The sequence below is a fragment of the Chloroflexota bacterium genome (genome assembly GCA_013152435.1).
In the GTDB taxonomy this organism is placed as follows: Bacteria; Chloroflexota; Anaerolineae; order DUEN01; family DUEN01; genus DUEN01.
The window spans coordinates 27579-42065 of sequence record JAADGJ010000143.1 but is presented as its reverse complement, the minus strand read 5'-3'; the positions used below and the strand labels follow the sequence as shown (position 1 = coordinate 42065).

General features: G+C 64.7%; 10 protein-coding genes and 2 tRNA genes. All 12 read right to left on the bottom strand.

The window, feature by feature from the left end; all coding sequences use genetic code 11:
* Window positions 1–765: M20/M25/M40 family metallo-hydrolase (locus GXP39_19620; protein NOZ30244.1), on the bottom strand; the 765-nt coding region annotated here is incomplete at its 3' end.
* A 95-nt stretch (window positions 766–860) separates the two neighbouring features.
* A complete protein-coding gene (locus GXP39_19615) occupies window positions 861–1964 on the bottom strand; it encodes a glycosyltransferase (protein ID NOZ30243.1) in 1104 nt (367 codons plus the stop codon).
* Between the two features lie 562 nt (window positions 1965–2526).
* Window positions 2527–3624 carry a glycosyltransferase family 4 protein gene (locus tag GXP39_19610; GenBank protein NOZ30242.1) on the bottom strand — a complete coding sequence of 366 codons (1098 nt, stop codon included), beginning with the start codon at window positions 3622–3624 and terminating at the stop codon, window positions 2527–2529.
* A complete protein-coding gene (locus GXP39_19605; GenBank protein NOZ30241.1) occupies window positions 3608–5098 on the bottom strand; it encodes a glycosyltransferase family 39 protein in 1491 nt (496 codons plus the stop codon). Before GXP39_19605 ends, GXP39_19610 begins: the two co-directional genes overlap by 17 nt.
* Window positions 5095–5751 (bottom strand): uridine kinase, encoded by a 657-nt coding sequence (gene udk / locus GXP39_19600; GenBank protein ID NOZ30240.1) that lies wholly within the window; start codon window positions 5749–5751, stop codon window positions 5095–5097. The genes GXP39_19605 and udk overlap by 4 nt, the downstream gene beginning before the upstream one ends.
* Window positions 5748–7280: a cytochrome c biogenesis protein ResB gene (locus tag GXP39_19595; GenBank protein ID NOZ30239.1), complete on the bottom strand. Its 1533-nt coding sequence runs from the start codon at window positions 7278–7280 to the stop codon at window positions 5748–5750. Before GXP39_19595 ends, udk begins: the two co-directional genes overlap by 4 nt.
* 147 nt (window positions 7281–7427) lie before the next feature.
* Window positions 7428–7503 (bottom strand) — tRNA-Thr (locus GXP39_19590).
* A 200-nt stretch (window positions 7504–7703) separates the two neighbouring features.
* Window positions 7704–8555: a LysM peptidoglycan-binding domain-containing protein gene (locus tag GXP39_19585; protein NOZ30238.1), complete on the bottom strand. Its 852-nt coding sequence runs from the start codon at window positions 8553–8555 to the stop codon at window positions 7704–7706.
* Between the two features lie 567 nt (window positions 8556–9122).
* Window positions 9123–10226: a DUF362 domain-containing protein gene (locus GXP39_19580; GenBank protein NOZ30237.1), complete on the bottom strand. Its 1104-nt coding sequence runs from the start codon at window positions 10224–10226 to the stop codon at window positions 9123–9125.
* A 229-nt stretch (window positions 10227–10455) separates the two neighbouring features.
* Window positions 10456–10528: transfer RNA gene (locus tag GXP39_19575), tRNA-Thr, on the bottom strand.
* Window positions 10529–10591: 63 nt separating this feature from the next.
* Entirely contained in the window at window positions 10592–11149 is a 558-nt protein-coding gene (efp, locus tag GXP39_19570) for an elongation factor P (GenBank protein ID NOZ30236.1), read from the bottom strand.
* Between the two features lie 120 nt (window positions 11150–11269).
* Window positions 11270–14092 carry a DEAD/DEAH box helicase gene (locus GXP39_19565; protein ID NOZ30235.1) on the bottom strand — a complete coding sequence of 941 codons (2823 nt, stop codon included), beginning with the start codon at window positions 14090–14092 and terminating at the stop codon, window positions 11270–11272.
* Between the last annotated feature and the right edge of the window lie 395 nt (window positions 14093–14487).

Genomic DNA, 14487 nt, shown 5'->3' with positions numbered 1-14487 from the left:
CCGCTCGATGTCCGGCGGCAGGCGCAGCCCGACCGTGGCGTCCACTCGATCATAAAGGCCATCGCTGGATGAGCGAATCTCCCGCAACGAGGGTAACAGCCGGTCGAAGGCGGCCTTCCGATCCCGATTGAATGCCTCGGCGAACCGCTGGATGCCCAGCCACCAGGTGACGGCCGTCTCGCACACGCTGCCCATCGGCCCGGCCGTGTGCCCCATAGGCTGACGGGCGGTGAAGTCGGCCAACAGTCGGCCCTTATAGCCCAACGTGATCCGATCCCACGCGCTGGGCTCGCCGATGATGCAGAAATCGGGGTGGTACTGGGTGGCGATGTGGCGGGCGCCCCGGGATGTAGCCGATTCCTCCTCCACGGCGCCGACGACGACGATGCGCCAGTCCGTTGGGGGGCGTACCCGCGCGGCGGCCTCGATGAACGCGCACAGCGGCCCCTTGGCGTCCACGCTGCCCCGGCCATAAAGCTTCCCGTCCTCGATCCGTACCGGGATATGGCCGGGTACCGTGTCCATATGCCCGAGCAGCACGATCGTATGCGCGGCATCCGGGGAGCCCATCTCGCCGACGGCGTTGCCCGCCTCGTCGATGAAGGCTCGATCATAGCCGCGTGCGCTCATGGCGTCCACCAGGTAAGCGGCGAGCGCCCCTTCCTGCCCGGAGAGGCTCTCGATCTCCACCGCACCGCGTAGCAGGGCGATAGCGGCAGAAGAGTGAGTAGTCAAGGTCGAAAGGTCTTTATCGATTGGGTTCATTCTCACCATCTTGAGCTCGAGTTTCGTTGCCTAATTGTAGAATCGAATTGGCAGATTACCAAACGCTGCATCGAAGGGGACGAGATCGGGGCTTATCAGGAGGGCATACGGTGTTCCAGTACATGTTTGTAGACGGCCTTGACTCGCTGCACCATCAGCGGCAGGCTGAACTCCGCCTCCACCCGCTCTCGCGCGGCCCTTCCCATCCGTCGCCTCCGTTCAGGGTCCGCCAGCAGCTCCCGGATCGCCCGGGCCAGCGCGTCCGGATCATCGGGCGGGACGACCCGTCCGGTCACCCCGTCCTGGTTCACCCAGGAGGTGCCGGTGCCCAGCTCCGTGCTGATCACGGGGAGCGCCATAGCCATCGCCTCCAGCAGCACGGTCCCGAACGCCTCCGCCCGGGCGGTGGCGGGAAGCACGAACAGGTCCGCCCTCGCGTAATAGCCGGGCAGTTCCTCGTCGGGCACCTCGCCGGCGAATCGGACGCGAGATCCCAGATCCTGCTCCTGGGCCAGCCGTTCCCACGGCTTGCGCATCGGGCCGTCGCCCACGATGATCAGTTGGACGCCGGGCAGGGAGCGCATGGCGCGCAGCAGGACGTCCAGCCCCTTGTAGTAGCGCAGCTTGCCCACGAACAGGATCCTCGGCGGGTCGTGGATCGGCGGCTTAGGATGCTCGGGGAAGCGGCTCAGATCGATGCCCAGCGGCACGATGGTGCATCGGTCCCGCACGGGGCGGAGCCAGGGCGAGGTCTCCAGGTAGCGTGGGCTGGTGGCGATGATGGCGTCGGCGGAGCGCAGGACGCGGCGCAGGATCGGCCCGTAGAAGCGCAGGATGAGCTTCTGGCGCACCACGTCGCTGTGGTGGGTGATCACCGTGGCGCGGGCACGTCCCCATAGCCAGTTGGCGGCCTCGCCCACCGGGTAGGGGGAATGGATGTGGACGATATCGGGACGCAGGCGGGCCAGGAACCGGGGCTGTTGTACGCTTAAGGGGGTGGAGGCGATGGTGGCCAGCCGGGCGGCCTTGATGACGTGTACGCCGTTCCGGTCTTCAACACGAGTACGAGATCCTGGCGCACAGACGAGCACGGTCACCTGATGGCCCGCGGCCGCCTGGGCCTCCGCCAGCATGCGGATGTGGTTCTCGATACCGCCCAGGACGGGGAAGTAATCCTTGTATACGTGCAGGATCCTCATTCCGGCGTCGATTTTCTCCCTGATGGGGCCTCTCCTCGGGCATGGTGTGGGCGTAGCTTCTGCGCCAGGATGCGCCGTCTCATTGCCTCTCCCAGCCTTGGCGTATGATAGCACAGGCGTGGCGGGGGGACAATGCTCAAACGCTCGACGGCGCTCGTGGCAGCTAATATCCTGTTGGAAATGGGACGCTGATCTCGCTGATAAGCGCTGATTTCTCAGGAATCTGCGAAGATCAGACACAAGATGACGGGTAAGATGTAAGTACTCGTAGGGTTGCACCCCACATTGCTCATTTAAAACATGCCCTTTGAACTATGGAAAGCCACCCTACTGCTAGGGCTGTGTGTATTGAAGTCCCATTCCTAACAAGGAGGGCTGGTTTCCATACCTGGCCTTTCGCCGAGATAGGCGGTGCTCGCCTGGGACGTGGCTGTTGAAAATGGGACACTGATCCCGCTGATGAGCGCTGATTTCTCCAAGGCATCTGCGGGGATCAGCGAAGATCTGCGTCGTCTGCGTTCTATGCTAGCTCGGGCAGTGAGAGGGTGGGAGGCTGTGAGTGTCAACTCGCCATCGCCCGGTACACCGCGAGCGTCATGCAGGCCGTTCGCTCCCAGGAGAATTCGGCCGCGCGCGCCAACGCCCGTCGGCGCATCTCCTGGCGCAGGCCCTCATCGGTCAGCAGCCTTGTGATCGCCCCGGCCAGCGCTTCCGCGTCCGTGGGATCCACCAACAGGGCGGCGTCCCCGGCCACCTCGGGCAAACTGGCGCGATCTGAGCAGACGACCGGCGCGCCGCACGCCATCGCCTCCAATACCGGTAACCCGAACCCCTCGTACAACGATGGGAAGACGAAGAGCTCGGCGCCCCCGTACAGGGCTGGCAAATCGGCCTCGTCCACGGGTCCCAGGAACCGCACCTGGTCCTGCAACCCGAGCGTCCGGGCGCGCTGGCGGGCCTCCGGGTAGCGGGGATCCCAAACCCCGGCGATGACCAGCGCCCACCCGGCCGCCTCCGGCGTCTTCGAGACCAGCCCCCACGCCTCGATCAGGCGCACCAGGTTCTTATGGGGCTTGTTGCTGCCCACGTAGAGCGCATATCGAGGGGGAAGCCCCAGCCGCTCTCGCAGGTGGGCGATCATCGGCCCGGGTTGGGGGACGAATCGGGGATCCGGCGCCAGCGGGATCACGTCAATCCTGCTCTCGGGGACTCCCGTAACTCGACATAAATCTTTCTTCGTCGCCGTGGAGATGGCGATCACCCGGTGGGCGGCGCGTAGTGCCAGCCGGAGCAGGTGGGGGAACAACCACCGGGCGCGTCTGGACACGGCCTCCGGGTAGAGGATCGGGATCAGGTCGTATACGGTGAGCACGGTGGGGACGCCCGGGCGGTAGGGCATCAGGAAGTACGTGCTGTGATAGACGTCCGCCCGGAGCCGACTCAGCGCGCGGGGCACCTCCCATTGCTGGCGCAGGGAGAACGGCCCTCCCCGAACTCGGACGGCCCTTTCGTGGGCGGTGGGGACATCGCTCAGGGTAAGCAGGGTGAGCTGCTCTCCTGGGGCCATGATCGGGGGCAGAGCGCGCAGCAGGTTCGAGACGTAGCGCCCGATCCCGGGGAAGTGAGGCGTGACCGTACGAGCGTCAATCACGATGTGCATCGGGAGCCTCGTATAGGGAGAGAACGGCCTTGTGCGTGTAGGCCGGACGTCTAAGCACTCGAGCCTTCACCTTTCGATAGGTCGGATCCAGGGGGACATATTTCCATTCAGCGACGCGCCGGTAGCTCCGTTCCAGCTGTTGGATCGCCTCCCTGGGCGCCAGGGGACGGGTTCGGTCCCGGTTGAGCGTGAGCAGCCAGACATGGGAGGGACGTGTGCGAAGCGCCCTCAGCGCCTGGGGGGAGCGGCTGGCGATCAGGGGGACGGGATGAGTCGCAGGCCAGTAGCGCTGCACGACGGTGTCTCGATCCGCCAGGAACAGGTCGCCGGGGTGCGCGCTCTCGGCCACCTGGGCGGCGATCTCCCGCGAGGGAACGGCGTAGATGGGATTCAGGAGATCTCGCCCCGTCCACAGGTGGATCAGGCCGACCAGGTTCGTCGCGACCAGGGCGGCCGCCAGCGTCAGCCGGAAAGGACGGCGAACCCGCATGAGCCCTGCTCCCCATACGAGGTAGAGGGCGGGCGCGGCGTACAAGGCCCGGCTGGCCGTGTTGAGGAAGGTGATGTCGGGAGCTACGATCTCGGTCAGGCCGATGGTGAATCCCAGGGGCACGAGCACTCCCAGCGCCAGCGCGGCGCGGGGACGCGGCTGCCTGATGGCCGCCAGAATGAGCAGGCCACCTGCCAACAGGCCCAGCCAGGCGATCCCCTGCCAGGGGAGCGTGGCCTCGCCGACCGTCCACACGTACCAGGGGGTGCTCAGGCGCAGCAGGATGCCCGTGATCGTGCCGGACAGATCGGCTCGGAGCAGATCACGGCTCGCCTGGCGGCGGAGGAGGTGCCACCAGGGGAACGTGGCCAGCCCCAGCGCCAGCACGGTAAGCGCCCACGCTCGCCGCTGCCCTCGCCTCCTGGCGTACAGACGGATTCCCTGCCCGATCAGGACCGGGATAATGGCGGGGTCGGTGTACATCAGCGCCAGGGTGGTCGCCGCATATGCCCACCAGGCCCGTCTTCCGGCCAGCCAGCGCTCGAGGGTGAGCCAAGAGCTCGCGGCCAGCAGCCATACCAGGCTGTAGTAGCGGGCCATGGGCACGTATAGGGCCAGGAAGGCGGATCCGGCGGTCAGGATCCCACATCCGAGAGCCGCCCGCCGTCCCATCCAGCGCCGTGCCAGTCGCATGGTCACGGCCAGGGCCAGCACGCCGGCCGCGGCCGAGGGATAGCGCAGGGCGAAATCGGTGTCTCCGGCGGCGTGGCGCCAGGCGAAGAGCAGCAGGTGATAGCCCGGGGGACGGCGTTCCCGGCGTGCCACGCTCTGCCACACGCTTTTCACATCAGGCTCGCCGGCGATCTCCGCCGCGATCTGCTCGTCGATCCAGAACGAGGGGCGGTTCAGACGCCCGCACCACAGAGCGAAAGCGAGGAGCAGGATCGCCAGCGAGATGGCCTGCCGCCCCCGCATCACGTTCACACGTCCTCGGCCGTCATCCCCAGCAGCGCCCGGATCCGAGCGACCACCATGTCGAGCGCCACCTCGTTGAACCCGCCTTCCGGGATGATGATATCCGCGTAGCGTTTGGAGGGCTCGACGAACTCCAGATGCATGGGGCGGACCGTGCTCAGGTATTGCTCGATCACCGACTCGACCGTCCGGCCCCGCTCTCGGATATCCCGCTGCAGCCGGCGGATGAAGCGCAGATCGGAGTCGGTGTCTACGAAGATCTTAATGTCCATCAGGTCGCGCAGCATAGGCTCCGCGAAGATCAGGATGCCCTCCACCAGGATCACCGGCTCCGGGTTCACGCGGCGGGTCTCGGGTTTGCGGGTGTGGGTGGTGAAGTCGTAGATGGGGACCTCCACCGGGCGTCCGGCCTGGAGGTCTCGAATGTGTTGTGCGAGCAGGGCATTGTCCAGCGCGTCGGGGTGGTCGAAGTTGAGCTTGGCGCGCTCCTCCGGCGGCAGGTTGCTGGCGTCGTGATAGTACGCGTCGTGTTGCAGGTAGGCGATGCGATGCCACCCCACCCGCTTCAGGATCGCGTGGGCGATGGTCGTCTTGCCGGAGCCGGTCCCCCCGGCCACGCCAATGGTGATCGGACGCCTGGGAGCGCTCTCTTGCGAGGTCATGGTTGGGTCGTCTCCTCCATGGAGGATTGCATCCAGGAGTGCCAGGCCAGGGCGAGCAGGGTCAGCGCCAAGGGCAGGACCCATCCGATCCCCCTCGTCCAGTACTGGCCTGTCATACGTTGGTTCCACCAGAAGGAAGCTGCCAGCCATCCGGCGGCGATCATGCAGATCCCGCTGGTCGCTTTGATGATGTGGGCAGCCCGACGGTTGGGATGGGACCGTTGGCTTCCCGGCGGCGTTGGCGGGATAGGAGCACCCTCCAGGGACACGATCCGCCAGATGACCCGGGTGCTTTCCCGCGCGGGGCGCAGGGTGATGTGCCATCCCTGATAGGGAGATACCAGCGAGATGAGGTAGCCCAGCCAGATAAGCGCCGCGCTGGCGACCGCCAACGGGAAGCCAGGATCGTGCGAGGCCGCCAGCAATGGGGATGAGGTGATGTGAAAGGTGTATCGGGCCTGGCCCACTTCGATCGTCGTGTCGGCCGTGATGAATTGGTTGTAGATGGGCTCCGCCTGGTCGGCCTGGAAGGCCTGTACCAGGATGGCGGGCCCTCCATCGGGATCCTCGGGCGGGTGATCGAAGTTCACCAGGCGGAAGACCAGGCCCTCATCGGGCACGGCGAACCCGCTTTCCGTCTGGTCTTGCGGGAACGCCAGGGTGAGCTCGGCCCCTGGGTCGCCCTCCAGAGGTTGCAAAACGAGCTCTCGTCCGTCCCGGGATGTGGCCCTCACCGCCACGGCTGGCCGCTGGCCGGTTACGTAGAATCCGATCCCTTGCCAGCGAGCCGGATCCCCCGGGCGAGGGGTGATCCGAACGCTCCCTTGCGAGTCGGTCACCTGGATCTGGGGCGGTGAGCTCTCGGCCAGCTGGAGGGTCACGTCTGGACGGTGGGCCAGACGGATGCTGCGGCCCGGGGGCAGGAACAGCCCGGGCTCGTGCCAGGCGATCTGACTGCTGACCCACAGCCCGATGAGCAGCAGGATGCCGCCCAGCGATGCCATGGGCATGGCCCAGATGCCGATCCGGCCGCGCTGGGCGACCAGGGTCTGCTCGTCGGGGGATTCGGCGTTGGCGGGCAATCGAGCGCGGAGTGATTGGGCCGTCTCGTGGATGGGGCTATCGAAGGTCTCCTCGGCGACCCATGTCGCTTCCTCTGGTGACGGCCCGGTGGTCCAGAGCCGCCAGCGGCCAGGCAGCAGATCGGCCAGGTAGACGGCCAGGGAGACGAACAGGAGCCCGCAGAGGATCCGCCAGACCGGGTTCCGGTAGATGTGAAACAGCCCCAGCGATCCCATGATGCGGCCGAGCGTCCCCTCATAGGGGACGTGGGTGGCCAGCCAGCGGGCTGTGGCCGCCGCATCGTCGGCGATCTGTTCCGGGATCTGCGGGATCATCGTGGACAGGAGCGCCAGGGCGGCCAGGATGACGAGCATGATGGCCCGCACGCGGGGCGAGGACGCGAGGCGCCACAGCGTGGTCCATATCTCTGCTCGAATTCGCGATGACGGTACGGCGTGTTCGGTCATCCCATATCGCCTTCGGCCGCTGGTGGCCTGTGTGCATGGCCTCGGCCAGCAGTAGTGCCGATCTCCCCTGCGATTCCCTGAGCCGTCAGGAGCGGATCAGGGCCCATATGGAAAAGGCCCCAACCGCCGGTCGGGGCCTCGATACGCTGGAGCCACCCATCGGACTCGAACCGATAACCGGCCGCTTACGAAGCGGCTGCTCTACCGATTGAGCTAGGGTGGCCCATTAGACATCGGTGCTGTCAAGCAGCGCTGTAACAATACCACGTGCGGCCGCGTTTTGTCAAACTCGCGGTGTCCTGGCGGAGCGGCACAAGGGCGAGGCACAGAAAGCGCCCCGCCGCCGCTCCTCTCGCTCCGGCGCGCGAGCATCCCCCTCGGGCCGACGGGCGGGCCGTACAGCCCGTGAATGTGCCGACGCTCCTAATTGAAGTGTTGCCAGATGCCGTTGCTGTAGAGGACGTAGATGCCCAGGGTGGGCGTCCACAGCATGGTGCCGCCGTCGAAATGCTGGATGGATACCTTGGTCAGCGCTCCCGCGTCCACCGGCCAGCCGAGCTGCCAGGCGACGCTATACCATTGGTCGGCGGCATATTCGCCCCATCGTCGGTCATTCCACAGCACCCAGAATCGGTTCTCATCCGCTCGCCAGAGGACGATCCCTTGCTGGAAGCGCTGTTGCGTGGCGTCGGTGCTGAACTCGGGCTCCGTCGCGCAGCCCAGAGCGGCTTGTACATTCAGGTGGGAGTTCCATACACGGCCAAACCCGAGAATCGGCGTGATACTACAACTCGGCGGCGGTGACGGCGGTGGTGGCGGCGGATAGGGCGGATAGGGCGGCCACAACGGCGGCGAATACGGGACGGGAATTGCCAGGCGCTGTCCCACGTAGATCCGATTCACGTTTCGGATCCCGTTGATGCGGGCCAGCTCCCACATGCTGACCCCGTAACGGGCGGCGATCAGGCTCAGCGTTTCTCCCGGTCGCACGATGTGAATGCGATAAGAGCCCGATGGGGGAGCTGACGGCCGACAGATGGGGATGCGTAGCCATTGCCCGACGTAGATGTAGTTGATGTTCGCGAGCCCGTTTGCTCTAGCGATGGCCCATACGCTGACCCCATAACGGGCGGCAATGCTGCCTAGCGTCTCTCCTGCCCGCACCTGGTGATAGACGGGGTCGCATGCCATGGCCGGGCCAGGCAACAAGAGGATCACCAGGCTGGCGAGTAATGTGCCGATGATGAGCGCTCGCCAGAACCTTTTGGCTTTCATTTGCTCCTCCTAATCGTCTTCCTGTTCCCCCAAGGGGTTCCGATACCCGATCGCCTGGCAGAGAGGGGATGGTAATGGCCCAACGCGTTTGTGGCAGGGAGGCAAGTCTCCTCCGTAGTTAAAGACGACGGAGCTAGGGCAAAAGATCCTGTCAGTGTGGAAGTCGGTGACAGAAATCTCGCTCAGGCTCATTGTAGCACTCCTGGCGTGATTTGACAACAGGATATTCCATGGAGAAGAGAGCTCCATTGGGATCGCCCGCCGTTCCGCGGGGGAAATACGCCGCCTTTCGGCGGCAGAGATGAGAAGCCGGGGCTCTCGAAAAGCCCCGGCTTCCGATCAGACATGTGTGATGGCGTCCGCGCCTATTCGTCTCGTGGATTCCCAGATCGCTGTTCGCCCGCCCTGGCCGGTGGTGGTGGGTATCCCAGGCAGACCAGGCTCAGGCTTTTGGGATCCCAGCGCCACAGCAAGTTGCAATGAGAGCAGTGAAGTACATCCTCTCGCCAGGGCGACAGCTCATGGGAGCACTTCTGGCAGATTCGCTCGCCGGCCATGTTGGGACTCCTACATCTGATCGGCGGCGATGTAGTCCATGGGCTTGCGCTCGATCTTCTCCAGCGGCATGATGTCGATCAGCTCGTATTCCCGAGTGCCCAGCCCCAGCTTCTCGCCGTACTCGACGACCAGGTAGGGGTTCTTGTACGGGCCATGAAGCCATTGGAAGGGGTGCCCCTCGCGGGTATGCACCTCCATCGACAGGGGCACGTTCTCCTCGATGAGGCGGTGTCGCCCGATGACGTCCAGCGTGGCCTGTTCCACGGCGACGATATCATCCGATCCGAAGACTCCCACGTCCGGCAGGATGGGGAGCCCCGTGAAGCCGAAACAGTCGCACACCGGCGTCATGTGGGTGGCGATGTTGATGAACACGGCCTTGCCGGGCTCGAACGTGCTCAGGACCAGGTCGACGGCGATGGCGTTCGCCTCCTGGAAGGAGGCGAAGTTGACGGGATCGATCTTCAGTGACCCGGGCGGCGCCACCCGAAGACAGCGCCCACACTGATTGCAGTTGTCAAAGTGGATGTGGATCTCCTCCGGATCCTCTTTATCCTCCACCAGCGCGCCGAAGGGGCACGACTCGATGATCTTCTGGCGGGTGGCCGCGTCGGGGCATTTCTCCTTAAACCAGTACTTGTCGTAATGCACCGTGTCGTGCATATCGCCTCGGGTCTGGCGGGTCATACAGCCCAGGGCCAGGTTCTTGAACACGCCCCCATACCCGCAGGAGGGATGTCCCTTCACGTGCGCCAGGTCGATCAGGAATGTGGCATCCCGGATCATCCCCGCCATGTGCCATTCCTTGACGTTCTTATAGGGCCTCTCGTAGGTGTAGGAATACTTCTCGTCGGGGCCGGCCACGGGGTAGATCGGGCAGCCGAGCGTCTCCTCCGTGTACCCGCGTTGCCAGGCCGTCATGGCACTGCCGGAGTGATCGGTCACAAACGGTTTGCCGCCACCGTCCTTCACCGCCTGCACCACGCGCCGCACGAAGACGGGGTGGATCGTGGAGTAGCCGACGTTGCCGCCTAGATGCATTTTGATCGCAACCGTCTCCCCTTTGACGCGATCACGCAGGTGAAGCGCGTCGATGATTCGATCCAGCTTCATCGGTAGCGTCTCTTCTGCACTCAGCCTTGCCTGTCGTGCATCGCCAAAGAACACCTTACTTGCCATGAAACAACCTCCTCACATGCATGAAACTGAGAGTCCTCTTACCCATTCCTCTTCCTCTGCATCTAGGCGGCGGCTACCGTTTGTGACATGAACGAAGGAGGCTGACCGAGAGCGGCGCCTCCTTCGCCATACCCAATTGGTTATGCGATTGTTCGTTTCACAGAGCCACCCATCGGACTCGAACCGATAACCGGCCGCTTACGAAGCGGCTGCTCTACCGATTGAGCTAGGGTGGCAGAAATCGGGGAAAACCCCTGGATGCGGCGATTATATATCAAGCCAGGAAGGTTGGCAAGCATTCACACCCGGGTCACGTAGTTGCCGTTGCGCGTGTCCACCCGGATGACGTCGCCGACGTTGATGAAGAGCGGCACCTGGACCTTCAGGCCGGTCTCCACGGTGACCTGTTTGGTGGCACTGGCGGCCGTGTCGCCGGCAAATCCCGGCTCCGCCTCCACGACCTTCAGATCCACCGTCGTGGGGAGCTGGACGTCGATGGGCTCTCCCTCGTACGTCTGCAGTTCGACGGTCACCCCCTCCGTCAGGTAGTAGACGGCGTCGCCCAGCACGGAGGCGTTCAGCGCCGGCTGCTCGAACGTCTCCATGTCCATGAAGTAGTAGAGGTCGCCGTCGTGATAGAGATACTGGACCGTGTGGTGGTCCAGACGCACGTCCTGGACCCGTTCGCCGGAAGTGAACGTGCGATCGATGGTGGCACCACTTCGGAGATTGCGCAGCTTGGTCCGGATGATGGCGTTGCCCCGTCCGGGTTTATGGTGCTGGTACTCCAGCACGCGATACAGCTCGCCGTCCAACTCGACGATGGTGCCCTTGCGCATCTCCGTCACGCCGATCATGAGTTTAGGCCTCCTATCCATATTCTATAACGATTATACGGACGGGTGATGAGAGAGTCAAACTGATTCCGTGATAGGGGGGCACTCCTTTTCAATGAGAATGCCGTGGAGCCATCGCCCTCAAGTCCGTTCCCGGGCCAGCCAGCGGGCGGCCAGGCGAGGCAGGTGGGCCAGCGGCCCATGGATCGTGTGACAGGTGGGCAGGGATTTCAGGAACAGCTCGCCGTACGCCTTGCTGATCACGCGCCGATCCAGGATGACGCAGACGCCGATGTCGTTGTGGCTGCGGATCAGACGGCCGAACCCCTGGCGGAAGCGCAGGATGGCGTCGGGGAGGTAATATTCGTTGAACGGATCCTCGAAGGTGTGGCTGCGGGCCCGGATGATGGGATCGTTGGGCACGGCGAAGGGGAGCCGGCAGATCACCAGCGCGCTGAGCGCCTGGCCGACCACGTCGACTCCTTCCCAGAAGCTGCGCGTGCCCAGCAGCACCGCCTTGGGGGTGGTGCGGAACCCCTGCAGGAGCTGGACCCGAGAGGTTCCATCCCCCTGGCTGAAGATGGCGAACCCTTCCGGGGCCAACGCCGTGGCTACCGCCTCCGTCGTGCGGCGCAGCTGATTATAGGACGTGAACAGGGCCAGTAGTCGTCCGTCGGTGGCCCGGGCCAGCTCGATGATGGTCTGCTCCACCGTCTCCTGGTAGCGGGGCTGGTTCGGCTCCGGCATGTCGGTGGGGATGTAGAGGAGCGTTTGCTCCTCGTAATTGAAGGGGGAGCCGACGGCCAGCTCCTCCGCATCCCAGGCGTGGAGCCGCTCCCGGATATAGTCGAAGGAGCCGGCCGTGCGCAGCGTGGCCGAGGTCATGACCACGGTGCGTTTGGGGGCCAGCAGGTGTTGTTCCACCAGGGGGCCCACATGTAATGGCACGGCCTTCAGGCTGAGCTGCCCGCTGCGGACCGACACCTCGGCCCAATAGATGCCGTTGGAGTGCGGGGATGAGACGATGGCCTCGATCTGATCCCGGTGCTCGGCGACATGCCGCGCGGCTGCCGTGAGATCTTCGACCAGCCCCTCCAGGCCCTCGACGTCGTGTCCCATCCATCGGCTCAGTTCGTCGGCCAGATCGATGAGCCGTTCGGCCAGATCCGTGAGGCGTTCGCTCACCTCGCCCCATGCGATCTCCAGGTCGGACCAGGCCGGCTGATAGCGCATGCCCTCATCCAGCAGGATGCGCACGTCATAAGGGCCGTCCAGGCGTTGATTCGTGTGCTCGCGCAGGAAGTCCCACACGGCATCGAAGAAGAGCCTCGTCGCCGTGCGGGCGGCCTGGACGGCCCGTTGCAGCGTCTGGACGCGAGCTTGAACCGGTGAGAGATCTCGCCCCTCCGCGAGGGGACGCAGGCGCGGGAGGATCTCATCCAGCAGGCCGGGTCGGCGTCCGGTGGTGTGTAGCGTGCTCAGGAGCTGGGCGATCCCCTCGGCACTGACGGAGAAGCCAAGCTGCTGGGTCGTGGCCTCCTCCAGATGGTGTGCCTCGTCGATGATGAGATGGGTGTATTCGGGCAGCACCCGGTTCTCCGTGGCCACATCGGATAGCAACAGCGCGTGGTTGACGATGATGATGTGCGCGTTTTGAGCTCGCTTGTGGGCCTGGTAGAAGAAGCAACGCCCCTTCTGCTCACGCAGGCAGCGCTCCGCGGTGCAGCCCCTGGGCTCGCTGGCGATGCGGTTCCAGATGGCTCGATAGGTCGCCGAGGGTAGGAACAGCTCCGCCTGATCCCCCGTCGTCGTGGTGGCCAGCCAGACCAGCACGCGGGCGATCACGTCCATCTCGTCGGCGGAGAGGTCCGGCGCCCGGCACAGCGCCTCGAATCGGCGAGGGCACAGGTAGTTGCTCCTCCCTTTCAGGATCGCGCACCGGACGTTGGCCCCCAGGATGCGTTGCAGGGTGGGGATGTCCTTGTCGAAGAGCTGATCCTGCAGGTTGATGGTGTTGGTGGAGATCACCACCCGCTCCTGGTTCGCCACGGCGAACTGGATGGCCGGCAGCAGGTAGGCCAGCGACTTGCCGATGCCGGTGCCCGCCTCGACCAGCAGGTGCCCTCCCTCGTTGAAGGCCTGGGCGATGGCCTTCATCATCTCGATCTGCTGCGGCCGGTGCTCGTAGCCGGGGAGCCCGGTCGCGATGGCCCCTCCGGGCGACAGCATGTCGGCCAGCGCCTCGACGTCGAGCGGGCGGCTCGGCGGCTCCTCGGGCGGACGGGCTCTCGGCGGCTCCGCCTCGTCGATATCCATCGGGGGGGCCGGGCGAGGGCGGGGGGCCGATTGAGTGAACGCATGACGGGCCTGGCGCCGTTCGATCTCCTGGAAGATCTCGCGCAGGGGCCATGGGTCTCGGCATCGCCGGGCGATGTGATTGATGCGCCGGATCACGTCCGGGGGGATGTGCGTCTCCGCGTAGCGGATCAGGGCCAGGAAGAGCTCGGCGGCGGCGCGTGCGTCGGCCAGGGCGCGATGCGCGTCCTTCAGGGTCACGCCCAGGGTCTCCGTCAGCGCTCCCAATGCGTAGCTATGCTGGCGGGGAAGCACGATGGAGGCCAGGGCGAAGGTGTCGATAGCCGCGTTCTGCTCCAGCAGATGGGCCTGGCGCAGGAAGCCGATGTCGAAGGCCACGTTATGGCCGACCAGGATGGCGTCTCCCACGAAGCGTCGGAGCGTGGGGAGCACCATAGGGAGCGTCGGCGCGTGGGCGAGTTCGTCGGAGGAGATGCCGGTGAGCTGTTCGATCCGGGGCGGCAGCGGGCATTCCGGGTTCACCAGGGTGGACCAGGTCTCGATGTCGCCGTCACTGTGGAAGCGCACAACGCCGATCTCGATGATGCGATCGCGTTCCGGGTCCAGGCCGGTGGTCTCTAAATCCAGGGCGACGAATACGGGTTTCATATGCCTCTTCTGAGGGAGGGATTGTTCGATTATACCATAGCTCGTTAGGAAATGGAGCAACGGGTGGCGTGTCGTCGGGCGTTCTCAATTTCGTTGCCTTTTCGTCCCTGAATTTCTCAATTTGGGTTCTCTGTGACTAGGCGAATATCGGAAATCTGTGGTACAATAGGGTTGCCCGTATCCTGCAATGGCAGCTCAGCGTCACGATCTGTGAGGCCGGGAAAGCCGACCGTGGTTTGTTAGGAAAAGCTCGCCAGATCTTCGCGACCTTAAGCGGTTGGCTGTGTTGATTACTAGTGAAAGCGGGCTGAGGCTGCGCCTCGCGGTTGACATTCGCGGCGATCGGCGCGATACTAAAAGGGATTGCCACATCGGGTGGAATCCGTGCCTCGAGG